The 24,897-nt window shown below is 66.4% G+C and carries 24 protein-coding genes; 10 read left to right on the top strand and 14 right to left on the bottom strand.

Annotated elements, in window-relative coordinates:
* Window positions 1–259 precede the first annotated feature (259 nt).
* The 9 genes from AC4OR5_RS12300 to bioB form a co-directional block, all read right to left on the bottom strand.
* Window positions 260–2,038, bottom strand: a complete 1,779-nt coding sequence (locus AC4OR5_RS12300) for an acyl-CoA dehydrogenase C-terminal domain-containing protein (protein WP_058160921.1) — start codon at window positions 2,036–2,038, stop codon at window positions 260–262.
* 273 nt (window positions 2,039–2,311) lie between these two features.
* The gene (locus AC4OR5_RS12295; protein WP_058160918.1) at window positions 2,312–4,108 is read right to left on the bottom strand and encodes an acyl-CoA dehydrogenase C-terminal domain-containing protein; all 1,797 of its coding nucleotides are present in this window, start codon (window positions 4,106–4,108) and stop codon (window positions 2,312–2,314) included.
* Window positions 4,109–4,320: 212 nt separating this feature from the next.
* Window positions 4,321–6,126, bottom strand: a complete 1,806-nt coding sequence (locus AC4OR5_RS12290) for a phenylacyl-CoA dehydrogenase (RefSeq protein ID WP_003084842.1) — start codon at window positions 6,124–6,126, stop codon at window positions 4,321–4,323.
* Window positions 6,127–6,466: 340 nt separating this feature from the next.
* Complete coding sequence (locus AC4OR5_RS12285; protein ID WP_003103338.1) at window positions 6,467–6,697, bottom strand: hypothetical protein; 231 nt, start codon at window positions 6,695–6,697, stop codon at window positions 6,467–6,469.
* A 108-nt stretch (window positions 6,698–6,805) separates the two neighbouring features.
* Window positions 6,806–7,492 carry a dethiobiotin synthase gene (bioD, locus tag AC4OR5_RS12280; protein ID WP_023098384.1) on the bottom strand — a complete coding sequence of 229 codons (687 nt, stop codon included), beginning with the start codon at window positions 7,490–7,492 and terminating at the stop codon, window positions 6,806–6,808.
* 3 nt (window positions 7,493–7,495) lie between these two features.
* Window positions 7,496–8,320, bottom strand: a complete 825-nt coding sequence (gene bioC / locus AC4OR5_RS12275) for a malonyl-ACP O-methyltransferase BioC (RefSeq protein ID WP_015502249.1) — start codon at window positions 8,318–8,320, stop codon at window positions 7,496–7,498.
* The gene (locus AC4OR5_RS12270) at window positions 8,313–9,035 is read right to left on the bottom strand and encodes an alpha/beta fold hydrolase (RefSeq protein WP_003111239.1); all 723 of its coding nucleotides are present in this window, start codon (window positions 9,033–9,035) and stop codon (window positions 8,313–8,315) included. The genes bioC and AC4OR5_RS12270 overlap by 8 nt, the downstream gene beginning before the upstream one ends.
* Window positions 9,028–10,233 (bottom strand): 8-amino-7-oxononanoate synthase, encoded by a 1,206-nt coding sequence (bioF, locus tag AC4OR5_RS12265; RefSeq protein ID WP_003111238.1) that lies wholly within the window; start codon window positions 10,231–10,233, stop codon window positions 9,028–9,030. Before bioF ends, AC4OR5_RS12270 begins: the two co-directional genes overlap by 8 nt.
* A gap of 105 nt (window positions 10,234–10,338) precedes the next feature.
* Window positions 10,339–11,397 carry a biotin synthase BioB gene (gene bioB / locus AC4OR5_RS12260; protein ID WP_009315099.1) on the bottom strand — a complete coding sequence of 353 codons (1,059 nt, stop codon included), beginning with the start codon at window positions 11,395–11,397 and terminating at the stop codon, window positions 10,339–10,341.
* 564 nt (window positions 11,398–11,961) lie between these two features.
* Between bioB and AC4OR5_RS12255 the strand changes: the two genes are divergently transcribed.
* The 3 genes from AC4OR5_RS12255 (at window position 11,962) to AC4OR5_RS12245 (ending at window position 14,765) form a co-directional block, all read left to right on the top strand.
* Window positions 11,962–12,663 (top strand): fimbrial biogenesis chaperone, encoded by a 702-nt coding sequence (locus tag AC4OR5_RS12255; protein WP_003118852.1) that lies wholly within the window; start codon window positions 11,962–11,964, stop codon window positions 12,661–12,663.
* 15 nt (window positions 12,664–12,678) lie between these two features.
* Window positions 12,679–13,686, top strand: coding sequence for a fimbrial protein (locus AC4OR5_RS12250; RefSeq protein WP_031688823.1), 1,008 nt, complete (start codon window positions 12,679–12,681; stop codon window positions 13,684–13,686).
* Window positions 13,687–13,763: 77 nt separating this feature from the next.
* Window positions 13,764–14,765 (top strand): fimbrial protein, encoded by a 1,002-nt coding sequence (locus tag AC4OR5_RS12245; protein ID WP_058160917.1) that lies wholly within the window; start codon window positions 13,764–13,766, stop codon window positions 14,763–14,765.
* 43 nt (window positions 14,766–14,808) lie between these two features.
* Here AC4OR5_RS12245 and AC4OR5_RS12240 read toward each other — a convergent pair whose 3' ends face one another.
* The 5 genes from AC4OR5_RS12240 to AC4OR5_RS12220 all read right to left on the bottom strand — a co-directional run bounded on the left by AC4OR5_RS12240 (window position 14,809) and on the right by AC4OR5_RS12220 (window position 19,126).
* Window positions 14,809–15,786 (bottom strand): 5-oxoprolinase subunit C family protein, encoded by a 978-nt coding sequence (locus AC4OR5_RS12240; RefSeq protein ID WP_031688822.1) that lies wholly within the window; start codon window positions 15,784–15,786, stop codon window positions 14,809–14,811.
* Window positions 15,776–16,654: a 5-oxoprolinase subunit B family protein gene (locus AC4OR5_RS12235; protein WP_058160915.1), complete on the bottom strand. Its 879-nt coding sequence runs from the start codon at window positions 16,652–16,654 to the stop codon at window positions 15,776–15,778. Before AC4OR5_RS12235 ends, AC4OR5_RS12240 begins: the two co-directional genes overlap by 11 nt.
* 1 nt (window position 16,655) lies before the next feature.
* Window positions 16,656–18,032: an acetyl-CoA carboxylase biotin carboxylase subunit gene (locus AC4OR5_RS12230; protein WP_003084815.1), complete on the bottom strand. Its 1,377-nt coding sequence runs from the start codon at window positions 18,030–18,032 to the stop codon at window positions 16,656–16,658.
* Between the two features lie 10 nt (window positions 18,033–18,042).
* Window positions 18,043–18,291 carry an acetyl-CoA carboxylase gene (locus AC4OR5_RS12225; RefSeq protein WP_003084813.1) on the bottom strand — a complete coding sequence of 83 codons (249 nt, stop codon included), beginning with the start codon at window positions 18,289–18,291 and terminating at the stop codon, window positions 18,043–18,045.
* Between the two features lie 76 nt (window positions 18,292–18,367).
* Window positions 18,368–19,126, bottom strand: coding sequence for a 5-oxoprolinase subunit PxpA (locus tag AC4OR5_RS12220; protein WP_031639709.1), 759 nt, complete (start codon window positions 19,124–19,126; stop codon window positions 18,368–18,370).
* A 117-nt stretch (window positions 19,127–19,243) separates the two neighbouring features.
* Here AC4OR5_RS12220 and AC4OR5_RS12215 point away from each other — a divergent pair, with 117 nt between their 5' ends.
* The 7 genes from AC4OR5_RS12215 to rarD all read left to right on the top strand — a co-directional run bounded on the left by AC4OR5_RS12215 (window position 19,244) and on the right by rarD (window position 24,704).
* Complete coding sequence (locus tag AC4OR5_RS12215) at window positions 19,244–20,170, top strand: LysR family transcriptional regulator (protein ID WP_079992448.1); 927 nt, start codon at window positions 19,244–19,246, stop codon at window positions 20,168–20,170.
* A 53-nt stretch (window positions 20,171–20,223) separates the two neighbouring features.
* The gene (locus tag AC4OR5_RS12210) at window positions 20,224–20,517 is read left to right on the top strand and encodes a hypothetical protein (protein WP_003084806.1); all 294 of its coding nucleotides are present in this window, start codon (window positions 20,224–20,226) and stop codon (window positions 20,515–20,517) included.
* A 138-nt stretch (window positions 20,518–20,655) separates the two neighbouring features.
* Window positions 20,656–21,381, top strand: a complete 726-nt coding sequence (locus tag AC4OR5_RS12205; RefSeq protein ID WP_031693667.1) for a ComF family protein — start codon at window positions 20,656–20,658, stop codon at window positions 21,379–21,381.
* 41 nt (window positions 21,382–21,422) lie between these two features.
* Window positions 21,423–21,743, top strand: a complete 321-nt coding sequence (locus tag AC4OR5_RS12200; RefSeq protein WP_003129064.1) for a YfiM family lipoprotein — start codon at window positions 21,423–21,425, stop codon at window positions 21,741–21,743.
* Between the two features lie 67 nt (window positions 21,744–21,810).
* Window positions 21,811–22,569: a TOBE domain-containing protein gene (locus AC4OR5_RS12195; protein ID WP_003084796.1), complete on the top strand. Its 759-nt coding sequence runs from the start codon at window positions 21,811–21,813 to the stop codon at window positions 22,567–22,569.
* A gap of 61 nt (window positions 22,570–22,630) precedes the next feature.
* Entirely contained in the window at window positions 22,631–23,605 is a 975-nt protein-coding gene (locus AC4OR5_RS12190) for a serine/threonine protein kinase (protein ID WP_003084794.1), read from the top strand.
* Between the two features lie 202 nt (window positions 23,606–23,807).
* A complete protein-coding gene (gene rarD, locus AC4OR5_RS12185) occupies window positions 23,808–24,704 on the top strand; it encodes an EamA family transporter RarD (RefSeq protein WP_058160911.1) in 897 nt (298 codons plus the stop codon).
* The last annotated feature ends 193 nt before the right edge of the window (window positions 24,705–24,897 follow it).

The following is a 24,897-nucleotide window of genomic DNA, read 5'->3' as shown; positions in this document are numbered from 1 at the left end:
CCCGAGAAAACCCTGGGAATGGCGGATAACCGCAAGCGGTTATTCGCCCTACCGCCCACCCTGCGCGAGGAGCCGTAGGGCGCATAACGCCAACGGCGTTATCCGCCGATCACCCTGTCCCATCACGGCCCCGAGAAAACCCTGGGAATGGCGGATAGCCGCAAGCGGATATCCACCCCCCACCCGTCCCGCGCGCCGAGCCCCCGGCGCCCAGAAAAAAGCCCCGCATCGCGGGGCTTTCCGTCTCAGGCGCCAGGCCTCAGAACTGCTCGGCGTCCAGCAGGTACAGCGACTCGCTGCCGGCGCGCACGGAGGCGCTCAGGGAATGGATGCGCGGCAGCAGGCGGGCGAAGTAGAAGCGCGCGGTACCCAGCTTGCTGGCGTAGAAGTCGTCCTCGCCCTGCTTGGCCAGCGCGGTGCGCGCCATCAATGCCCACATGTAGGCATAGGCGGTGTAGCCGAACACATGCAGGTATTCGACCGACGCCGCGCCGATCTCGTTGGGGTTGCCCTTGGCACGGTCGAGCAGCCAGGCGGTCAGCTCTTCCAGGTTCTCCACGGCGGCCGCCAGCGGCTTGCTGAACTCGCCCAGGGCCTCGTCGGCGGAAGCGACGAAGGCCTTGATCTCGTCGGTGAAGTGACGGGAGAAGGCGCCGCCGCTGCCGATCACCTTGCGCCCCACCAGGTCGAGCGCCTGAATGCCATTGGTGCCTTCGTAGATCTGTGTGATGCGACAGTCGCGCACCAGTTGCTCCTGGCCCCATTCGCGGATGAAGCCGTGGCCGCCGAAGATCTGCTGGCCATGGATGGTGGTTTCCAGCCCCATGTCGGTGAGGAATGCCTTGGCCACCGGGGTCAGCAGCGCCACCAGCTCTTCCGCGCGCTTGCGGGTGACCGCGTCTTCGCTGTACTTGGCGGTGTCCAGCTGCATCGCGACGTAGCTGGAGAAGGCGCGGCCGCCTTCGTTCAGCGCCTTCATGGTGAGCAGCATGCGGCGCACGTCGGGGTGCACGATGATCGGGTCGGCGGCCTTGTCCTTGGCTACCGGGCCGGTCGGCGCGCGGCTCTGGATACGCTCGCGGGCATACTCGATGGCGCTCTGGTAGGAGCGCTCGCCGGTGGCCAGGCCCTGGATGCCGACGCCAAGGCGCTCGTAGTTCATCATGGTGAACATCGCCGCCAGGCCTTTGTTGACCTCGCCCACCAGCCAACCGGTGGCGCCGTCGAAGTTCATCACGCAGGTGGCCGAGGCCTTGATCCCCATCTTGTGCTCGATGGAGCCGCAACCCAGGCTGTTCTTCTCGCCCAGCGAGCCGTCGGCGTTGACCAGCACCTTCGGCACCAGGAACAGCGAGATGCCCTTCGGCCCGGCCGGGGCGTCGGGCAGCTTGGCCAGCACCAGGTGGATGATGTTCTCGGTCAGGTCATGCTCGCCGCCGGTGATGAAGATCTTGGTCCCGCTGATCTTGTAGGAACCGTCGGCCTGCGGCTCGGCCCTGGTGCGGATGATACCCAGGTCAGTGCCGGCATGCGGCTCGGTCAGGCACATGGAACCGGCCCAGATACCGGCGTACATGTTCGGCAGGTACTTGTCCTTCAGTTCGTCGCTGGCATGGGCATTGAGCGCCAGGCAGGCGCCGGCGGTCAGCATCGGATACAGGCCGAACGACAGGTTGGCCGAGTTGACCAGTTCCTCGACCTGCGCCGAGATCACCTTGGGCATCCCCATGCCGCCGTAGGCCGGATCGCCGCCGACGCCGACCCAGCCGCCTTCGGCGTAGGTCCGGTAGGCCTCGGGGAAGCCGGCCGGGGTGCTCACCGCGCCAGCGTTCCACTGGCAGCCTTCCTCGTCGCCCGGACGGTTCAGCCGGGCGATGGTACCGGCGGTGACCTTGCCGGCCTCTTCGAGGATCGCCGCGGCGGTCTCGGCGTCGACCACTTCGGCCAGCGCCGGCAGTTGCGCCCAGAGCCGGGAGACCTCGAACACCTCATTGAGGACGAAGCGCATGTCGCGCAGCGGAGCTTTGTAATCAGCCATGTGGGGGAATCCTCGATCGTACCGATCGCCGGCCGGGGGCCAGCGGCAACAAAATGGAGGCACGAAAGGTGTGCCGCGGCCGAGTCTACACCACCAACATTTCGGACTTGTAGCGTCACGTCGTGACCATTAAGTCTATATCGGTCTTCTATGCGACAGGCATGAAAAAGCCCGCTTTTCGCGGGCTCGAGCGAGTTCGCCGGGAGTCCGACGGGCCCGGCGGGTGTGGGAGAAACCGGGGGAAGAAGCGCCGCGCCCCTGCCCCGGCAGCCGCTAGAGCGAAAACTGCTCCGCCGACAGGCTCATCAGGCCCGCCGCGCCGGCCTGGATCGCCGCGGCGTGCGCCGCGGTGCGCGGCAGCAGGCGACTGAAGTAGAAGTCGGCGGTGGCCAGCTTGGCTTCGTAGAACGCGGCCTCGCCGCTGCCGGCATCCAGCTTCTCGCGCGCCACCAGGGCGATGCGCAACCAGAAATAGGCCAGGGTCACGTAGCCGGAGAACATCAGGTAGTCCACCGAGGCGGCGCCCACTTCGTCGGCATTCTTCATCGCCGCCAGGCCCACCTGCTGGGTCAGTTCGCCCCACTGCGCGTTCAGCGCCGCCAGTTGCGCGACCTGTCCCTTCAGTTGCGGATGCTCGGCCTGGGCCTGGCACAACTGGTGGACCAGTTTGGTGAAACCGCGCAGCAGCTTGCCCTGGCTGCCCAATACCTTGCGGCCGAGCAGGTCGAGGGCCTGGATGCCGTTGGTGCCTTCGTAGATCTGTGCGATGCGACAATCGCGGACCAACTGCTCCATGCCCCACTCGCGGATGTAGCCGTGGCCGCCGTAGACCTGCATGCCGAGGTTGGTCACCTCCTGCCCGGTCTCGGTCATGAAGGCCTTGCAGATCGGTGTCAGGAAGGCCAGCAGGTCGGCGGCCCGCTCGCGCTCGGCGGCGTCCTGCGACAGGTGCTCGGTGTCGAGCAACTGGGCGGTGAAGTAGGCCAGCGCGCGGTTGCCTTCGTTGAACGCCTTCATGGTCAGCAGCATGCGCCGTACGTCGGGGTGCACGATGATCGGGTCGGCCGGCTTGTCCGGCGCCTTCGGCCCCGTCAGCGAGCGCATCTGCAAGCGCTCCCGGGCATAGCGCACGGCGCCCTGGTAGCTGGTCTCGCCAAGGCACAGGCCCTGCATGCCGGTGCCCAGGCGGGCGTGGTTCATCATGGTGAACATGCAGTGCAGGCCCTTGTTCGGCTCGCCGATCAGGTAGCCGCTGGCGCCGTCGAAGTTCATCACGCAGGTGGCCGAGGCCTTGATCCCCATCTTGTGCTCGATGGAGCCACAGGAGACCGCATTGCGCGCGCCCACGTTACCTTCGGCGTCGGGAAGGAACTTCGGCACGATGAACAGCGAGATACCCTTGGTCCCGGCCGGCGCATCGGGCAGCTTGGCCAGCACCAGGTGAACGATGTTCTCGCTCAGGTCGTGCTCGCCGGCGGAGATGAAGATCTTCGTCCCGCTGATCGCATGGCTGCCGTCGGCGTTCGGCACCGCGCGGGTCTTGATGATGCCCAGGTCGGTGCCGCAGTGCGGCTCGGTCAGGCACATGGTGCCGGTCCAGGTGCCGGCGGTCATCCGCGCCAGGTAGAGGTCCTTCTGCGCCTGGCTGCCGTGGGCGTGGATCGCCGACATGGCGCCGCGGGTCAGGCCCGGGTACATGCCCCAGGAGACGTTGCTGGCGCCGATCATCTCGCTGAGCAGCAGACCCAGCGAGTGCGGCAGGCCCTGGCCGCCGTACGCGGGATCGCTGGCGACACCGTTCCAGCCACCCTCGACGTACTGTGCATAGGCTTCCTTGAAGCCCTTGGGCGTGGTCACCACGCCGTTGTCGAAGTGGCAGCCTTCTTCGTCGCCGGAGCGGTTCAGCGGCGCCAGAACCTGTTCGCAGAATTTCGACCCTTCATCGAGGATCGCCGCCACCATGTCCGGGGTCGCGTCGCTGGCGCCGAGCGCCTGGTAGCGCCCATGGAAGTCGAATACCTCATCGATCAGGAAGCGCATGTCGCGCAGCGGAGCCTTGTATTCCGGCATCTCTGTTCTCCTCGGCAGGGGCGCCCCACAGGCGCGAATCCCTCGAAGCTACTGCGCCGGACGGGCGCCTACAATCACGCTGCGGACGCTGAATGCAACGCCATAACCCCGAGGTCGGAAGGCCAGGATGCAGCGGATCGCAGGCATGAAAAAGCCCGCCGAAGGGCGGGCTCTTTCTCACCTGGGGAACGGGCCGCCAGCGGCCCGTGCCATCAGTAACCGAGGGCGAAATCTTCCTCGGCCATCTCCATCAGGTTGTTGGCGCCGGACAGCATGGCGGCGACGTGGGCGCGGGTACGCGGCAGGATGCGCTGGAAGTAGAAGCGCGCGGTCTGCAGCTTGGCCTTGTAGAAGGCTTCCTCGCCGGTGCCGGCGGCCAGCTTCTCGGCGGCCAGGCGCGCCATGTCGGCCCAGAAGTAGGCCAGGCAGGCGTAGCCGGAGTACATCAGGTAGTCCACCGAAGCGGCGCCGACTTCCTCGCGATCCTTCATGGCGGCCATGCCGACCTTCATGGTCAGGTCGCCCCACTCCTTGTTCAGTTGCGCCAGCGGAGCGACGAATTCCTTGACGGCTTCGTTGGCTTCGTTGGCCTGGCAGAACTTGTGCACGATCTTGGTGAAGCCCTTCAGCGCCTCGCCCTGGGTCATCAGCACCTTGCGACCCAGCAGGTCGAGGGCCTGAACGCCGGTGGTGCCTTCGTACAGCATCGAGATGCGGCTGTCGCGGACGTTCTGCTCCATGCCGTGCTCGGCGATGAAACCGTGGCCGCCGAAGATCTGCACGCCGTGGTTGGCGGACTCGAAGCCGACTTCGGTCATGAACGCCTTGGCGATCGGCGTGAGGAAGGCCAGCATCGAGTCGGCGGCCTTCTTCTGCTCTTCGTCCTGGCTGCGCTGGACGATGTCGACCTGCTTGGCGGCGAAGTACAGCATCGCGCGATTGCCTTCGGCGAAGGCCTTCATGGTCAGCAGCATGCGGCGCACGTCAGGATGCACGATGATCGGGTCGGCGGGCTTCTCGGGCGCCTTCGGACCGGTCAGCGAGCGCATCTGCAGACGCTCGCGAGCATAGGCGATGCCGCCCTGGAAACCGACTTCGGCGTGGGCCAGGCCTTGCAGCGCGGTACCCAGGCGAGCGGTGTTCATGAAGGTGAACATGCAGTTCAGGCCCTTGTTCGGCGGGCCGATCAGGAAGCCGGTGGCGGCGTCGAAGTTCATCACGCAGGTGGCGTTGCCGTGGATGCCCATCTTGTGCTCGATGGAGCCGCAGGAAACCGCGTTGCGCTCGCCGGCGTTGCCTTCGGCGTTGGGCAGGAACTTCGGCACGATGAACAGCGAGATGCCCTTGGTGCCCTGCGGGGCGTCGGGCAGGCGGGCCAGGACGATATGGACGATGTTGTCGGCCATGTCGTGCTCGCCGGCGGAGATGAAGATCTTGGTGCCGGTGACCTTGTAGCTACCGTCGGCCTGCGGCTCGGCCTTGGTGCGCAGCATGCCCAGGTCGGTGCCGCAGTGCGGCTCGGTCAGGCACATGGTGCCGGTCCACTCGCCGGAGACCAGCTTGGTCAGGTAGGTCGCCTGCTGCTCGGCGGTGCCGTGGGCATGCAGGGTGTTCATGGCGCCGTGGGACAGGCCCGGGTACATGCCCCAGGACCAGTTGGCCTGGCCGACCATCTCGCTGATGGCCAGGCCGAGGGATTCCGGCAGACCCTGGCCGCCGTGCTCGACGTCATGGGCCAGGCTCGGCCAGCCGCCTTCGACGAACTGCTGGTAGGCCTCCTTGAAGCCGGTCGGGGTCTTCACGCCGTCGGCGCTCCAGGTGCAGCCTTCCAGGTCGCCGACGCGGTTCAGCGGAGCGATCACCTGTTCGCAGAACTTCGCACCTTCCTCGAGGATGGCGTTGACCATGTCGGGAGTCGCGTCTTCGGCGCCCGGCAGGCTCTGGTAGTGCGCTTCGTAGCCCAGCAGCTCGTCGCGAACGAAACGGATATCACGCAAGGGGGCCTTGTAATCAGGCATAGCAGTCAACCTCTACGAAGGGTTCTGGTTAATCGGCGACCGGACGGATGTCCAGAGTCTGCGGTCGCAGTGCGGGATCGCTCCCGGTCGCCTTGCCGGACGCACTCATGCGTCCCGACTCTCAAACAGGCGTTTGAAACATACGTTTACGCCAATCCCTTGTCAAGCATCCGAACCGACCGCTCGGTCATGCCCGAAATCACTGGCTGCAACGACCATCCAAAGCGCTTTCGTCTCTCTCAGTAAAGCCCATGGCGAAGCGCCCGGCAGGCTTCAGGGGCCGCCGGGTGACAGTCGGAAAAGAAAGAGTCGGGGACGACCGCTGCCGGCCGCCAGGGAGTCAGGCGTGGGTGTCGATCAGGGTGCCGAGGGTCTCGTCGGCTACCTCGATGACCCGGGCGCCGCTCTGCGCCTCGAGCTTGCCGCGGGTCAGCTCGACCATCTGCTCGGCCTGGGGCGAACGGGCCTCCACGGTGTTGCGGGCGATCTCGCTGCCGGCCTGGGCGACGCGGGCGCTGCCCGACTGCACCGCATTGAGGCCACTGACGAAAGCGTTGCCGGAAATTTCCACCGTCTACTCCTGGGGACGCGCACGCGCCGCTACGATAGCAAGTGGCTTCTATTCAAGCAGACTTGGCCGGCGCTGGGTACCGCCCGTTGGTTATGGACGGCCCGCTGTTTATAGCCCGATGCCCAGGGGCCGCAGGTCGAGGTGCGCGGCCACGGCCGCGGGAGTGGCTTCCTCCAGGCGCGGTACCCGACCCAGGCAGGGCGCCGGCAGGCGTTCGGCGAGGGTCGCCAGGTTCTCTTCCAGGCGCGAGGTAGCCGGGTCGACCACGTTGGCCACCCAGCCGGCCAGTGCCAGGCCGTCGCCCAGGATCGCCTCGGCGCTGAGCAGCGCATGGTTGATACAGCCCAGGCGCACGCCGACCACCAACACCACCGGCAGCGCCAGCAGGCGCGCCAGGTCGGAGAGGTTCTCGCGGCCCAGCAACGGCACGCGCCATCCGCCGGCGCCCTCCACCAGGGTGAAGTCGGCCTGTAGCGCCAGCACCTCGCGCACCGCCTCGTGCAAGCGTGCGGCGCTCAGTTCGACGCCAGCCTCGCGCGCCGCCAGGTGCGGGGCGATGGCCGGCGCGAAGGCCAGCGGGTTGACCTGCTCGTAGGCCAGCGCCAGCGAGCACTGGCCGAGCAACGCCAGCGCGTCGCCATTGCGCAGGCCTTGCGCCGTGGGCTCGCAGCCGGAGGCCACCGGCTTCGCCGCGGCGGTGCTCAGGCCGGCACGCCGGGCCGCGTGGAGCAGGCCGGCGGCGATGGTGGTCTTGCCGATCTCGGTGTCGGTACCGGTGACGAAGAACGCCGGCATGGTTCAGGAATCCTTGCGCAGCACGCCGAAGACGACGCGGTAGGTAGCGGGCAGCCCCTCGGGCTGGCGGAAACGCTCGTAGGCGGCGACCAGCGCGCGGATGCGCTGGCGCCCGGTCAGGCCGTCGGGCCGCCCGGGGTTGAGGTTGTGCGCGCCCAGCGCCTTGAGTTCGTGGGTCAGGCTGCGCAGGTCGGGGAAATGCAGGAGCCGGTCCTCGTGGCGCAGGGTCAGCGGCAGCAGGCCGCTGCCGGCCGCGTGTTGCAGGTAGTCGGCGAAGGCGCGGAAGCGATTGACGTGGACGAAGCCGTCCACCACCCGCCAACTGTCGCGCAACTCGCCCAGGGTACCGACGCACAGGCTGCTGAACGCCAGCACGCCGCCCGGCCGCAGGACCCGCCGCGCCTCGGCCAGCACCGCCGGGAGGTCGGCGCACCACTGGATGGCCAGGCTGGAGAACAGCAGGTCGCAACTGCCGTCGCGCAACGGCAGCCTCTCGGCGTCGCCGCCGATGAAATGGCTGGCGCCGCCGCGCGCGCGGGCATGCCGCAGCATGCCTTCGGCGATGTCCACGGCCAGGCCCTCGGCCGCGCCAAAGCGGCGTTCCAGGGCCCGGCTGAAATGACCGGTGCCGCAGCCGAGATCGACCCAGCGGCGTGGCGAGAAGCCTTCCGGCAATGCCGACAGCAGGCTCTCGCCGACGCCGCGCTGGAGTTCGGCCACCGCGTCGTAGCTGGCCGCCGCGCGGGAAAACGACGCGGCGACCCGACGTTTGTCGGGCAGCGCGGCAACGCCATGGGGCGCCAGCAGCGGCGCGGAATCGTCAGGCATCGTCACCCTCGCGAAGGAATCTCAGGATTGCGCCGGCCACCTCGTCCGGGCATTCCAGCGGCAGGCCGTGGCTGGCCGCCAGGGTCGAGACCTCGACGTCCGGCAGCCACTCGAGCAGGGCCTCGGCGGCGGCCACCGGCACCAGCGCATCGGCTTCGGCGAACAGGTGCAATTGCGGCCCGCGGAAGTTTTCCAGGGCGGCCCGGGTATCCAGTTGGCCGAGCAACTGCAGGCCGGCGACCAGCGCCTCGCGCTCCAGCTGCGGCAGCGCCACCTGCAGTTGCCGCGCCAGGGTCCGAGGGTCGCGCGCACCCTGGCTGACCAGCAGGGTGAAACGCTTGCGGGTCAGGTGCGGTTCGAGCAGGAAAGCCTCGAAGAAGTCCTCGAAGGTTTCCGCCGGCATCGCGTTCGGCCAGTCCTCGCGCACACGGAAGCACGGATTGCTGGCCAGGGTCAGCAGTCCCCGGCAATCGTCGCCGCGGCGCGCCGCCAGTTCGCCGGCGAGCATGCCACCCAGCGACCAGCCGGCCAGCCAGCTATCGCGCGGCAGGTTGTCGTCGAGTTCGTCGAGCCAGTCGGCGGCGTCGTCCAGCGACGGCAGCGGCTCGATCAACACGTTCAGGTGCGGCTCGCGCTCGTGCAGCGCGTCGCGCAGCGGTTCCAGCGGCGCGCTGCCCAGGCCCCAGCCCGGCAACAGGATCAGGTGGTCACGCATCGTCTCCCTCCTCGGCTTCGATCTCTGCCAGAAGGCTAGACGACAGCTGCCGCCAGCTTTCGCCGAGGGCTTCGAGCAAGCGGTCGACCTGCGCTTCGCTGTGCGCGGCGGACAGCGTGACGCGCAGCCGCGCGCTGTTGGCCGGCACGGTTGGCGGGCGGATCGCGCCGACCATGATGCCGCGGGCTCGAAGCATGCCGGCCAGGGCCACGGCCTGGCGGCTGCCGCCGACCAGGATCGGCTGGATCGGCGTGAAGCTGTCCATCAGGGTCAGGCCGAGTGCCTCGGCACCACGGCGGAAACGGGCGATCAGCGCCGCCAGGTGTTGCCGCCGCCAGCTTTCGCGGCGCAGCAGCTCCAGGCTCTTCAGGGTGGCGCAGGCTACCGCTGGCGGCTGGCTGGTGGTGTAGATGTAGGGCCGGGCGTACTGGATCAGGGTCTCGATCAGTTCCTCGCTGCCGGCTACGAAGGCGCCGGCGGTACCGAAACCCTTGCCGAGGGTGCCGATCAGCACCGGCACCTGCTCCTGGCCGAGGCCGAAATGTTCGACGATCCCGCCGCCGCTGGCGCCCAGCGGGCCGAAGCCATGCGCGTCGTCGACCATCAGCCAGGCGCCGCGGGCCTGCGCGACGGCGGCCAGGGCCGGCAGGTCGGCGAGATTGCCGTCCATGCTGAAGACCCCGTCGGTGACCACCAGGGTATTGCCCTCGGCTTTGTCCAGGCGCGCGGCGAGGCTTGCCGGGTCGTTGTGCAGGTAGCGCGAGAAACGCGCGCCGGAGAGCAATCCGGCATCCAGCAGCGAAGCGTGGTTGAGGCGGTCCTCCAGCACCGTGTCGCCCTTGCCGACCAGCGCGGTCACCGCGCCGAGGTTGGCCATGTAGCCGGTGGAGAACAGCAGCGCACGCGGCCGCCCGGTGAATTCGGCGAGGGCCAGCTCCAGTTCGTGGTGCGGACCGCTGTGGCCGACCACCAGGTGCGAGGCGCCGCCGCCCACGCCCCAGCGCTCGGCGCCGGCGCGCAGCGCGGCGATCACCTCGGGATGGTTGGCCAGGCCGAGGTAGTCGTTGGAACAGAAGGCCAGCAGCGGCTGGCCGTCGACCACGACGTCCGGGCCCTGGGCCGACTCCAGCAGCGGCCGCTGGCGGTAGAGGTCTTCCGCGCGCCGGCTGGCGAGGCGGGAAGCGAGATCGAAGGACATGGCAGGTCGCTCGTGTTGCTGGACGGACGCAGGCGCGCCCGCCCACGCAGGGCCGATATCAGCGGCTGCGACGAAGGGACGGCGGCGCCCTCCCTTCCAGTATGGTCAGGCGGAAGCGGCGTTATAGAACAGCTGCGAATCGCGTTGTTCAACCAGCGCCTGCTCGATGGCGGCCTGGTGCACTTCGTCGGCGTGCTCTTCGCGCTCTTCCGGCTTGATGCCGAGACGGGCGAACAACTGCATGTCCTTTTCGGCCTGCGGGTTCTTCGTGGTCAGCAGCTTTTCGCCGTAGAAGATCGAGTTGGCCCCAGCCATGAAGGCCAGCGCCTGCATCTGCTCGTTCATCTGCTCGCGGCCGGCGGACAGGCGCACGTGGGACTTCGGCATCATGATCCGGGCCACCGCCAGGGTGCGGATGAAGTCGAACGGATCGACGTCCTTCTCCTCGGCCAGCGGCGTGCCCTTGACCTTCACCAGCATGTTGATCGGCACCGACTCCGGGTGCTCCGGCAGGTTGGCCAACTGGATCAGCAGGCCGGCGCGGTCGTCCACCGACTCGCCCATGCCGAGGATGCCGCCGGAGCAGATCTTCATCCCCGCCTCGCGCACGTAGGCCAGGGTCTGCAGGCGCTCGCTGTAGGTGCGGGTGGTGATGATGTTGCCGTAGAACTCCGGCGAAGTATCCAGGTTGTGGTTGTAGTAGTCGAGGCCGGCGTCCGCCAGCGCCTGGGTCTGTTCCTGGGTCAGGCGGCCGAGGGTCATGCAGGTCTCCAGGCCGAGCTTCTTCACGCCCTTGACCATCTCCAGGACGTAGGGCATGTCCTTGGCCGACGGGTGCTTCCAGGCAGCGCCCATGCAGAAGCGGGTCGAACCGATGGCCTTGGCCTCGGCCGCCGCCTCGAGGACCTTCTGCACCTCCATCAGCTTCTCCTTGTCCAGGCCGGTGTTGTAGTGGCCGGACTGCGGGCAGTACTTGCAGTCCTCGGGACAGGCGCCGGTCTTGATCGACAGCAGCGTCGAGACCTGCACGCGATTCGGGTCGAAGTGCGCGCGATGCACCGTCTGCGCCTGGAACAGCAGGTCGTTGAACGGCTGCTCGAACAGGGCACGGACTTCGGCGAGGGACCAGTCGTGACGGGTGGCGACGGAAGCGGTTGCACTCATGGGAAGATTCCTTCGACGCTTGTATGGCGCCTTTTGTCGGGGAGCCCCGGCACGCCGGGGGTCAGGCTCAAGGGCATCATAAGTGGCTGTATGACGCTGTCAACCCAACCCAGGACACAGGACTACATCTGATCAATATTTGATCATCCATGTAGAAGCCAGCAGTCATCGACTGCTCCAATCGGCCTCGTCCTCTATGTGGCATTCGGCTCCCTGGAAGAAACGGCGCAACTACCTCGGAAAACTACAAGTAATCCTTAGGATATTTCCTACAAGAAATAGGAAATATCTTATTTATATATTCCCTGGCAGGTTTCTAACATGGAGAAACATTGAGTCTCTTGCCACCCTAGCGGTGCGCAACCAAAACAAGTTATCCAGACTTGAACCATGAACGCAACCAACCACCCTAAATATAGCCATTCAAAGCGCAGCGGAAGTATAACGAAAAATATATTCGATCCTTCCGACCAACCACTTTCCAAAACACGATACGGGTTTCATTCGGGCACATTCAGGAATATGAATGGAAAGCGCCTCTTCCAGGTCCGAAGTTGGCTTCGGATGGTTCTTGCATCGATATTCGCCTGGCTGTGCATGTCCGCCCATGCCGATCTCTCGTTCGACGGCCAGAACCGTTTCGTGATGAAAGGCAAGCGCCTGCCGATCACGCTGGTCAACGAGGGCAAGGAGCCAGCCCTGGCGGAAATCTCCCTGGATTGGGGTACCGACGGCAAGGGGCAGGCGCTACCCTTCGCCGTGTCCAGGCCGCTGCTCCGCCTGGGCGCCGGCCAGCGGGCCAAGGTAGAGGTGCTCTACCAGGGCCAGGGCCTGCCCACCGACCGCGAGACCTACCTGCTGTTGAGCGTGCTGGACGTGCCGCACGCGCCCAGTACTCCCGAGACCCTGCAGATCGCCCTACGCCATCGCTTCAAGCTGTTCTATCGGCCGCCCCTGGAAGCCACCGTCGAGCAGGCGAACGAGGGCGTGACGTGGACGCTCGGCACCAGCGGCAATCCGAAGGCACACAATCCTTCGCCCTACCACATCACCTTCAGCCAGTTGGAGTTCCTCGACGCATCGGAGCGGAGCTGCGGCGAAGCCATCGAACACCTGATGCTGGCGCCCTTCTCCAATCACCAGTTCGACATCGCCGCCTGCCATCCCGACAAAGTGCGTTACGCGATCGTCAGCGACGGAGGGAACCTCCACCCTTATCACGGCGCATTGAAATCAGGCGTAGAGACCAACGCCAAACACCCATGAGGCCCGGAATACACCATGAATGCAATTACCCGAACACTACTTGTGGGAATGCTGGTTGCGTTGACGCAGAAAGGTTATGCGCTGACCTGCGAAAGAGCGGACAACAAGGCAACGATCGACTATGTCAACATCGACACGAGCATCGCCGTGCCTTCGGCTCTGCCCAAGGACACCGTGCTCTGGCGCTCTCCAACCTACGATTTCTCCGTCAGGTGTTACCAGGAGCGCGAAAACACCGGACCTGAGGACGTCTATTTCTATCTCAGTCCGGACGGCCAGGGCGCATTGGGCTCGGACCTGGAGGTGGGCATCAACCTGAACGGCGAGGACCTCCGTTGTTCCTCGCTCCCCGGCTGCCGGCAGAAGATAGGCATGCATTTCGATGGTTGCTGGACAGGAGGACGGGGGGGATGCGAAGGCATGGCTCAGACCAAGCAGGTCCGTTTCCAGATCTTCCTCTCCAAACTCGCCGCCCCCACTCCCGGCAAGGAAGGTCCCATCACGGGCGTAAACTCCTACGCACTGTTCCAGTTCGATGGAGTGGGAGGCATCAACAACCTGGGGGGCCGGAACCTACGTATGAATGCCCTTGGCATGAACAACCTCCGCTACGTCGCCTGCACCTCCACGCTAAGCATTTCTCCAAAGACCCTCAACTTCCAGATACTGCAATCGCAATTTGCCGCACAGAATCTGGTCATCAAAGAACTTCCCTTCAGCATCACCGCCAATAAGAGCTGCAACAGCGCCTATGGCCTGAACGCTATGTTCATTCCCGCCAGCAATACCACCCTGTCGAGCACGGATACGTTGCTGGCCAAGGACAATCCAACAGTGGGCATCAGGCTCCTCAATGAGGATCGCAGCGTCATCAGTATCGGTAAGGAGTTCGAGTTCATTCCCTACACCCCAACCCAGACGACGGTGACGAAGAACTTTCTCGCCCAACTGAGGTGGATGACGAGCAGACCCATTCTAGGCCCGTTCAACGCCACCGCCGCGATAGAGGTCTATTACAAGTGACCGCTAGGCCGCACCTGCAACAGGCGCGGCATGCTCTGCAAAAACAAGAATCGATTAACAACCTGCAGAAGAACCCCATGAATGCCTTCATCCGTTACATGCTTGTCGCAATGCTGCTCGTACTGTCGCAGAAAAGCTTCGCCTTGATGTGCTGGAAATCGGACAACAAGCAAACCGAAGATCATGTCTACATCGATACGAGCATCGCTGTTCCATCGGTCCTCCCCAAGGACACTGTACTCTGGCGGTCTCCGAACTACTCCATATCGATCACTTGCTTCCAGGATCGCGACTGGGGGCCAGAGCAGGTCTATTTCTACCTGAGTCCAACCGGTCAGGGCGCGCTGGGTTCGGACCTGGAGGTGGGCATCAACCTGAACGGCGAAGACCTGCGCTGCTCGACACTCGACAAGTGCCGAAAGGAGATCGGCATGCACTTCGATGGTTGCTGGGCGGGACGAGGTTGCGAAGGCAGGGCGAAGAAGATGATCGTCAACTTCAACTTCTTTCTCTCCAAGCGGGCAGGTCCCAGTACCGGTAAGGAAGGTCCTATCACAGGGGTAAACGCCTACCCGATTTTCCAGTTCGATGGCGAGAGCGCTATCAATAACATAGGGGGGTACAACTTCCGCATGACCCTCCACGGCTTGAATAACCTTCGCTACGTCGCCTGCGCGTCCACAATCAGCCTTTCTCCGAAAACCGTCGACTTCCAAAGCCTGCAGGCCTATTTCGCCAGCCGGGACCAGATCCTCAAGGAACTTCCGTTCAGCGTCACCGCCAATAAGAACTGCAGCAGCGCCTATGGCCTGAACGCGATGTTCCTCCCCTCCGGCAGCACCTCCCTGTGGGGTTCGGACACTCTTTTGGATAACAACAACAAGTCCGTGGGAATCCGACTTCTCAAGCAGGAAGACCGCAGCATCATCGATATCGGCAAGGAGTTCGTACTGGTGCCCAATAGCCAGAACCAATTGGTGGTCATAAGAAACTTCCTCGCCCAGGTGAGGTGGATGACGGGCACTCCAACGCCAGGCCCCTTCAACGCCACCGCCGCGATAGAGGTCTACTACAAGTGACCGCCCGGGGCCGCTTCGCAGACCGAAGCGGCCCGGTATCGACTCAGCGCAGGAAGAAGTGCTGGAGTCGTTGCACTTGCCAGTTGTAACGGCGACGCGCCTCGAGACCTTCCTCCAGGCTGACGGCGACGAAACGCGCCTTCTGGTTCGGTTGCATCTGCGCCAGCCGGTTCAGGTCGGGGCTGATCACCGTGCCCAGCGTGGCATATCCCCCACCGGACACCGCATCACGATGCAGGACGATGGGTTCGAGCCCGCCCGGTACCTGGATCGAGCCGATGGGATAGCAGGCGTCGACGATGTTGGACGGGTCCGAGCCTGCGCCGAATGGCTGTTCGCGCGGCTCGAACCGGAGCGCCGTGCCGCCCTTGAAGCGGTAGCCGGTGCGGTCCGCCTCCGAGCCGACGGTCCAGGTCTCGGCGAAGAAACGCTCGACCGCGTCGGGGGTCAGGCGATGGACGTAGAGCCCGGGAACCACCCGCAAGCTCACCTCGCCGCCGACCTCCACCTGCAGCGAACGCGGCAGCGCCAAGCCCTCCACGGCAGAGGGCGAGGCAGACCCCAGGGGCAGCAGGTCGCCCTCCGCCAGCCGTCGTCCCTGCAAGCCACCGATCGCCCCCAGACCGTAGGTCGAACGGCTGCCCAGCACCTCGGGTACCGCGATGCCGCCGTCGATGGCGAGATAGCCACGGGCGCCGGCACGGATGAAATCGAACCCCAGGACCTGGCCGGCGCGCACCCGGAAGGAAGTATCCAGCGGCATCTCCGCGCCCTCCAGGCGAGGCGTCATGCGCGCCCCGCACACGGCCACCAGGGCGTCGCGCTGGAACTCCAGCTGCGGACCCAGCAGCGCGCACTCCAGCACGGCGGCGGTCGGTGCGTTGCCCACCAGCAGGTTGGCCGCGCGCAGGGCATACTGGTCGAGCGCGCCGGACGGCGGGATGCCCAGGTGATAGTGGCCTTCGCGGCCGGCGTCCTGCACCGAGGTGGCGAGGCCGGGCTTGAGCACCTTAATCGACATACAGCACCTCCTGCAGACGTTGCGTGCAGCCTCGCGGATCGGCGAGGAACGCGTCGAGATCGAAACTCACCGGGCGGATGCGCAGGTCGAATGTGCCCGCTTCGACTTCGGCCGCCATGCGCTCGTATTCGGTCCGCTCGATGGGGCGGAACTGGACGATGTCGCCAGCGCGGAAGAACACCATCGATTCCTCGAGATAGGGCAGGCCCTGGCGGGGATCGAAGATCGGCGCCGGAGTCACGCCGAACATCTGGTAGCCGCCGGCACCGCGCACCGAATAGATGCAGCCGAAGCAACCGCCGTGGCCGAGGGTCAGCTTCGGCGTGTCGATGCGCGGACGCAGGTACTTGGGCACCTGCAACTGCCGTTCGCGCTCGACCATCTGGTACATGAACGGCAGGCCGGCGACGAAACCGACCATCGAGACGAACCACGGCGTGCCGCTGTGCGCCTGGATGAACGCCTGCACGTCGGCGTAGCCGTTGATCCGCGCGGCGTACTCGAGGTCGGTGGAGTCCGGGTCCTGGTGACGGTCGCGGAAGCGCATCAGGGTCTCGTGGGTCCAGGGATCGTTGTACAACACCGGTACTTCGACGATACGCGTCTCGATGCTGCGCGCGGCGACTGCCTCGGCCTCCAGTCCGCGCACGGTCTCCAGCAGCGCCTGCGGGGCCAGCCGGTCGGGGTCGAAGCGGACCTGGAACGAGGCGTTGGCCAGGCACACGTCGAGCACCCCGGGCAATTGCAGGGCCTTGATGGCGCGGGTGATCGCCATGCCGCGGAAGAAGGCTTCCAGCGACATGGCTTCGGCGACCTCGGCGAACAGGTGCTCGTCGCCGCCGAAGCTGTAGCGGATGTTGGCGTGCATCTCAAACCTCCTGCGCGGCTGCGGTCCGCTCGGCGAGCCAGGTTTCCAGGGTAGCGGTATCGAACTGCGCGGCCTGTACCCGCGCATCGGCGAGCAGCCAGCGGTGCAGCGGCAGGGTGGTGGCCATGCCGGCCAGCACGGTGCGCTCCAGCGCCTGACGCGCGCGGGCGAACGCTTCGTCGCGGTCGCGACCATGGACGATCAGCTTGGCCAGCAACGAATCGTAGTACGGCGGCACCCGGTAGCCGGGGTACAGGTGGCTGTCCACTCGCACGCCCTCGCCTTGCGGCCACTCCAGGCGCTCCACGGTGCCGGGGCTGGGGAAGAAATTGCGCGCCGGGTCTTCGGCGTTGATCCGCATCTCCAGCGCCGCGCCGTTCAGGCGAATGTCCTCCTGGCGCCAGGGCAGCGCCTCGCCGGCGGCGATGCGCAGCATGGCCTGGACCAGGTCGATGCCGGTGACCATCTCGCTGACCGGATGCTCGACCTGGATACGGGTGTTCATCTCGATGAAGAAGAACTCGCCGCTGTGCGCGTCGAACAGGTATTCCAGGGTGCCCGCGCCACGATAGCCGAGACTCTGCGCCAGGCGCACGGCGCTCTCGCAGAGGGCCTGGCGCTGCGCGCCGTCCAGCGCCGCCGAAGGTGCCTCCTCGAAGACCTTCTGGCGCCGCCGCTGCAGCGAGCATTCGCGCTCGAACAGATGCACCGCGCGCTCGCCGTCGCCGAGGATCTGCACTTCGATGTGCCGCGCCTGGCGGATGAAGCGCTCCAGGTACACCGCCGGCGAACCGAAGGCGGCCTGCGCCTCGCGCTGGGCGATGGGGAATTCCCGACGCAGTTCGTCGGCGTCGTGGGCGATACGGATGCCACGCCCGCCGCCGCCGGCGGAGGCCTTGACCAGCAGCGGATAGCCGACCTCTTCGGCGCAAGCCAGCGCCGCGTCGAGGTCGTCCAGCTCGCCGGGCGAGCCCGGCACCACCGGCACCCCGGCGGCCATCGCGGTACGCCGCGCCTCGGCCTTGTCACCCATGCGGCGGATGGTCTGCGCATCCGGACCGACGAAGACCAGTCCGGCCGCCTGCACCGCTTCGGCGAAGGCGGGGTTCTCGGAGAGGAAACCGTAGCCGGGATGGATCGAGTCGGCACCGGTTTCCCGCGCCGCCATGAGAATCGCCTCGATATCCAGGTAGCTCCGCTCGGCCCGCGCAGGGCCGATCAGGCGTACCTCATCGGCCAGCCGCGCGGCCAGCGAATCGCGATCCGCCTCGCTGCACACCGCTACCGTGGGAATGCCCAGTGCCTGCGCGGCGCGGATGATGCGCACGGCGATCTCGCCGCGATTGGCCACCAGCAGCTTGTTCAGTCGCTTGTGCATGGCGTCCTCCTCAGGTAGCGCTGGCGATCACCGCCAGCACCTGGCCCGGCTCGATGGCCTCGCCATCTTCCACGTGGAACGCCTGGAGTATGCCGGCCTGCCCGGCCTGCACTTCGGAAAACTGCTTCATCACCTCGATCAGCCCGATCACGCTGCCGGCCTCGACCGCCTGCCCGACCTCCGCGTAGGGCGGCGCGTCAGGGCTGGCCTTGCGATAGAAGGTGCCGGGCAAGGGGGACTGCACGTTATGTTCGGCCATGACGAATCCTCATTATTCGAACGTTGTAGGAAATGGCAGAAAAGCTTGTCGCGAGGCTCGCCGAAGCGAGCGGCGCTCAACGCGGCGCCTTGATGCGGATGCCGGCGCCCTCCAGGCGCGCACGGGTGCTGGCGACCAGCGCCAGGGCACCGGGGGTATCGCTGTGGATGCACACCGAGTCGAAGGCGATGTCGAGGTCCTCGCCCTCGACGGTACGCACCTTGCCTTCGCGGCAGGCGCGCAGGACCTTGTCGGCGACCTGTTGCGGATCGAGGGCGGCGACCCGCCGGGTGAAGACGATGGAGCCGCTGCGGTCGTAGTCGCGGTCGGCGTAGAACTCGCGCACCAGCGGCTGGCCCAGTTCCCGGCCGATGCGCCAGGTGGCCGAACCGGGCATGCAATAGAGCAGCAGTTCCGGTTCCAGGCGTTGCAGGGTCTCGACGAACAGGCGCGCGGCGGCCTCGTCGCGCGCCAGGTGCATGTAGAGCGCGCCGTGGGGCTTGACGTGTTGCAGCGACAGGCCCTGCAGCCGGGCGAATTCGCGCAGGGCGCCAAGCTGGTAGAGCATGTCGTTGACCAGCTCGATGGCCGGCGCGGCGATGTGCCGGCGACCGAAGCCGACCAGGTCGCGGAAGCCCGGATGGGCGCCGATGGCCACGCCATGCTCGGCGGCCATCTCCACGGTGCGGCGCATGCTGCTCGGGTCGCCGGCATGGAAACCGGTGGCGATGTTGGCGCTGCTGATCAGCGGCATGATCGCGGCGTCCACGCCATCGCCGATGGTCCATGGGCCGAAGCCTTCGCCCATGTCGGAATTGAGGTCGACTTCAGTCATTGCCGGCTGGCCTCATCTGTCTTGTTGTTGGATGGAGCCACGGTAAAAGCCGGGAAAGGTATTGGGTAGATTTATTATTCGATAGACTGGTTTCTGAAAAACAGATACCTCCTCCGGATGCTCCCCATGGCCCTGACCCTCCGCCAGGTTCGCTACTTCATCGCCACCGCCGAGTTCGGCCAGATCTCCCAGGCCGCCATCCACCTGAACATCTCGCAGTCGGCGGTGACCAGCGCGATCCAGGAACTGGAGGGCATGCTCGGCGTCGCCCTGTTCACCCGTACGGCGCAGGGCATGAACCTGACCGACAGCGGCCGGCACTTCCTCAACCACGCCTATTCGATCCAGCGCAGCGTCGACGACGCGCTCAACAGCCCGCAACCGGACACCCGGGTCGCAGGCACCCTGAAGGTCGCCGCCAGCTATACCGTGATGGGCTATTTCCTCCCCCACCACCTGCAACGCCTGGCGCAGTGGTACCCGGAACTGGAGCTGCAACTGTTCGAGGACGAGCGCGCCAGCATCGAGCGCGGCCTCCTCGACGGTCGCTACGACATCGCCGTGCTGCTCACCGGCAATCTCACCGAGCCCGGGATCGCCGCCGAAACCCTGTTCAACTCCGAGCGCCGGTTGTGGCTGCCCAGCCGCCATCCGCTGGGCGAGAAGGCCGACCTGGGCCTTGCCGACGTGGCCGGCGAGCCCTACATCATGCTCACCGTCGACGAGGCCGGGCAGAGCGCGCTGCGCTACTGGCAACAGAGCGGCCACCGGCCGCAGGTGATCCTCCATACCAGTTCGGTGGAAGCGGTGCGCAGCATGGTCGCCAACGGCTCCGGCGTGGCCATCCTCTCCGACCTGGTGTACCGGCCCTGGTCGCTGGAAGGCAAACGCATCGGGACGCTATCGCTGGTCGACCCGGTGCCGTCGATGAGCGTCGGCCTGGCCTGGCGCCGCGACACCGAAGCGAGCGCCGGGATGCGCGCGTTCCGCGAATACTTCCGCCAGTCGTTCCTCGCTCCGCAGCAAAGCAGCAGCCGGCGCTGAACCCGGCGGCTAATCTCTGATCCAACGCTGGGAACACTCAGGACAGGACACTCATGGGTACAGAAGGCTTTTTCGACGGACTGGGCGAGATGCTGGGCAGGGCGATCCGCTTCGTGGTGGACCTGCTCTCCGGCCTGCTGGGCGGTATCTGGGGCGCCATGGACGACTTCCTCCACGGCCTGGCCAGGGCCATCGGCATGGACGCATCGCTGTTCAGCTTCGTCTTCCTGGTGCTCGGCCTGTTGCTGCTCTACAGCGGCATACGCGCCTTCATGCGCCGCTCGATAGTCGGCGGGGTGATCTGGACGGTGCTCGGCCTGATCGTCATGAGCTGGCTCATCCACTGATCCACGCGTCGGCCGCTTCCGCAAGGAGCGAAGGAAGGTTTCGGTTATCCACAGGCGAATTCCGAACCCGCTGACAACGGCTGGTCGGCGCCGCGCGTCTGCGGTTGCATGGTGCGACATCCGCCAGGAAGTCCCGCCATGTCGTTCCCGCTTCGTCCTCTCACGCGCTGGCTTTTGCCGCCGCCGGCCTGCCTGCTCTGCGCCGCCCGCAGCGACCAGCCGCCCCGCCCGCTGTGCCGCGCCTGTGCCGCCGACCTGCCCTGGTCGCGCCAGCAGTGTCGGCGCTGCGCCCTGCCCCTGCCGCTGGACGGCCAGGTGTGCGGCGAGTGCCTGCGCCGCCCGCCGGCCTATGAACAGGCGATCGCGCCCTGGCGCTACGCCTTTCCGCTCGACAGCCTGATCAACCGCTTCAAGCACCAGGCGGCCTGGCCGCTGGGGCGGCTGCTCGGCGAGCTGCTGGCGGAACACCTGCGGCAACGCTACACCGAAGGCCTGCCGCCCCCGGCACGCCTGCTGCCGGTCCCGCTGGCGCCACGGCGCGAACGTCGTCGCGGCTTCAACCAGGCGCAACAGCTCGCCGAGCGACTGGCTGGCGAGCTGGGCCTGCGCTGCGATCCGCACAGCCTGCGGCGAGTGCTGGATACTCCGGCCCAGCAGGGCCTGGACGCGACGGTGCGGCGGCGCAACCTGCGCCACGCCTTCGCCCTGGCGCCCGCCAGCGATGTTCGCGGGCTGCACCTGGCACTGGTGGACGACGTGCTCACCACCGGGGCCACCGCCGAGTGCCTTTCCCGTCTGTTGCGCCGGGCGGGCGCCGCGCGGGTCGACGTCTACTGCCTGGCGCGCACGCCGAAGCCCGGCTGAGCTGGGCTAAACTGCCGCGCAACCGATACGGGAGAGGATCCATGCGCGCACTGCTGGTCGCGGCCTGCCTGTTGCTCGGCGGTTGCAGCCACTTCGCCGAAGACGACTGGCTGGGCGAAGACAAGGCCTTGCATTTCGCCAGTTCCGCGGCCCTTGCCGCGGCGGGCATGCAGATGGCCCACGACCGCGGCCTGCACGGTGCTCGCCAGGCACGCTTCGGCCTGAGCTTCTCGCTCGCCTTCGGCGTCGGCAAGGAACTCTACGACAGCCGTTCCGCCGGCAGCGGCTGGAGCTGGAAGGACCTCGCCTGGGACCTGGCCGGCGCCGCCGCCGGCTACGGTCTCTACCAGGCCGCCGAGTGACGCCCTTGCGTTTTGCCCATGGCTGTTGGAGCCTTCGCCGTATACGTCCGCTCATAGCGAAGCTTCCATGTCCGCACTCTCCACTCTCGCCCAGCACGTCACCCGTCGCCCACAACGCATCGCCCTGCTCGCGCAGATCGCCGAACTGGGCTCCATCACCCGTGCGGCGAAGGCCGTGGGCATCAGCTACAAGGGCGCCTGGGACGCCATCGACGAACTGAACAACCTGGCCGAGCGTCCGCTGGTCGAGCGTAGCGTCGGCGGCAAGGGCGGCGGCGGCGCCCGGCTGACCGCCGAGGGCGAACGCCTGCTGGCTCTCTACCGGCGCCTGGAAGCCTTGCAAGCGCAGGTGTTGCAGGCCGCGGAAGACGCCGAGGACCTCAACCTGATCGGCCGCCTGATGCTCCGCACCAGCGCACGCAACCAATTGCACGGACGGGTCCTGTCGATCCATGGCGAAGGCTTCCACGACCGCATCGCCATCGAGCTGCCAGGCCAGCAACGCATCGAGGCGCTGATCACCCGCGCCAGCACCGAGCAACTCGAACTCGGTCGCGGCCGCCCGGTACTGGCGCTGATCAAGGCCGGCTGGCTGGACGTCGGACTGGAACCGCGCGAGGACCAGCCGAACCAGTTGCACGGCACCCTGGAGGAAATCCTCGCGGCCAAGGCCGGTCCCAGCGAGGTGCGCATCGCCCTGGGCAGCGGTCTTACCCTCTGCGCGCTGTTGTCCGGCGAACGCCTGGCCAGCCTGGGGCTGAAGAAGGGCCAGAAGGTGATCGCCTCCTTCGATCCAGCCCAGGTCCTGCTCGGCACGCCGCTGTGAACCTGCCGGCCCGCGCCGGCTTGCGTACACTAGGGGTCTTTCGAGCCTTGGATGCCCCGTCATGTCCCATCCCTTCGACCAACTGACCCCCGATCTCGTCCTGGATGCCGTGGAAAGCCTCGGCTATCTCAGCGACGCACGGGTGCTGGCGCTCAACAGCTACGAAAACCGCGTGTACCAGGTCGGCATCGAGGACGGCGAGCCGCTGATCGCCAAGTTCTACCGACCGGACCGCTGGAGCGACGCGGCGATCCGCGAGGAGCACGCCTTCTCCGCCGAGCTGGCGGAATGCGAGGTGCCGGTGGTGGCGCCGCTGTCGCGCGACGGCGAAAGCCTGTTCGCATTCTCCGGCTTCCGCTTTGCCCTGTTCCCCCGGCGCGGCGGGCGCGCGCCCGAGCCGGGCAATCTCGACCAGCTCTACCGCCTCGGCCAGTTGCTCGGCCGCCTGCACGCGGTCGGCGCCACGCGGCCGTTCGAGCACCGCGAGGCGCTCGCTGTGGATAACTTCGGCCACGCCTCGCTGGCCACTCTGCTGGAAGGCAATTTCATCCCCAGGAGCCTCCTGCCGGCCTACGAGTCGGTCGCCCGCGACCTGCTGAAACGCCTCGACGCCCTGTTCGCCGAGGTGCCCTACCAGCCGATCCGCCTGCACGGCGACTGCCATCCGGGCAACCTGCTGTGCCGCGACGAGGTCTACCACATGGTCGATCTCGACGACTGCCGCATGGGCCCGGCCCTCCAGGACCTGTGGATGATGCTCGCCGGCGAGCGCCACGAACGCCTGGCGCAGATTGCCGAACTGGTCGACGGCTACAACGAGTTCCACGACTTCGACCCGCGCCAGCTACCGCTGCTCGAAGGCCTGCGCAGCCTCCGCCTGATGCACTACAGCGCCTGGCTCGCGCGGCGCTGGGACGACCCGGCGTTCCCGCCGAGCTTCCCCTGGTTCGGCAGCGAACGTTACTGGGGCGAGCAGGTGCTGGTGCTGCGCGAACAACTGGCGGCGCTGGACGAGGAACCGCTGCGGCTGTTCTGAGCCTCCTGCGGACAGGGCGAATGGCGCGCGGCGCTATCCGTCCCGCCGCGGGGCAGGCGAGGGAACGGCAAGTGTGCCGGTGCTTTTCCGCGGGAACTGTGCGCAGACAACCCCGTCACCCCCCTACTAGAATTCACAGGTCATCCGCTCGTGCATGCCGTGCACGGCCATTCTTACCTGCCTGACGTTTCAAGGATTCTCCATGGCGACCGCCAACCTCCGTCGGGGCTATGTCCTCGGCCTGACGGCTTATGTGATCTGGGGACTGTTCCCGCTCTACTTCAAACTGCTCGAACGCATCCCCGCGGTGGAAATCATCGTCCAGCGCGCGGTCTGGTCGGCCCTGTTCGGTGCCGTCCTGATGCTGTTCTGGAAGCACCCGGGCTGGTGGCGTGAGCTGCGCCAGAATCCGCAGCGCTTCGTCGTGCTGGCCGCCAGCGGACTGCTGATCGCCAGCAACTGGATGACCTATGTCTGGGCGGTGAACAACGGCCACATGCTGGAAGCCAGCCTGGGCTACTACATCAATCCGCTGATCAACGTGATGCTCGGCATGTTGCTGCTCAAGGAACGCCTGCGTCCCCTGCAATGGCTGGCGGTGGCCCTGGCTTCGCTGGGCGTGGCGCAGCAGGTCTGGCAACTCGGCAGCCTGCCCTGGGTGTCGCTGGTGCTGGCCCTGACCTTCGGCTTCTACGGCCTGATCCGCAAAAAGGCGCCGGTCGCCGCGCTGCCCGGACTGGTGGTGGAAACCTGGCTGCTGCTGCCGCTGGCGCTGGTCTGGTTGCTGTGGTTCGCCGACGGGCCGACCAGCGAAACGGCTTTCTGGAGCACCCCGGAAGCCCTGTGGGTGGTCGCCGCGGGCCCGGTGACGCTGGTTCCGCTGGTCTGCTTCAACGCTGCGGCAAGGCACCTGCCCTACGCCACTCTGGGCTTCCTGCAATACCTGGCGCCGACGCTGGTCCTGCTACAGGCGATCCTGCTGTTCGGCGAGCACCTGGACTCCAGCCGCCTGACCGCCTTCGCTTTCATCTGGCTCGCCCTGGCCGTCTACAGCTTCGATGCCTGGCGCAGCCTGCGCCGCCTTCCCCAGCCGGGCTGATGTTATCCCCAGGCTTGCGGAACTCCGCAAGCCTGGCGAAAAAACGCGCACTCCTTCCTAGCCCCTGCCAATACTGACGCTCAGCGATCCACCCCAGGCTTTTCCACAGGTTCATGCACGTACTTTGTGCATAGACCTGCCTTCTCCTCTCCGCAGGCACGTGGATAACTCTTCGGAAGAGGCCCTGAAAAGC

The organism is Pseudomonas sp. YA1 (assembly GCF_058680555.1).
Note: the sequence above shows the minus strand (reverse complement) of the source record. Positions and strands in the feature narration are given on the sequence as shown.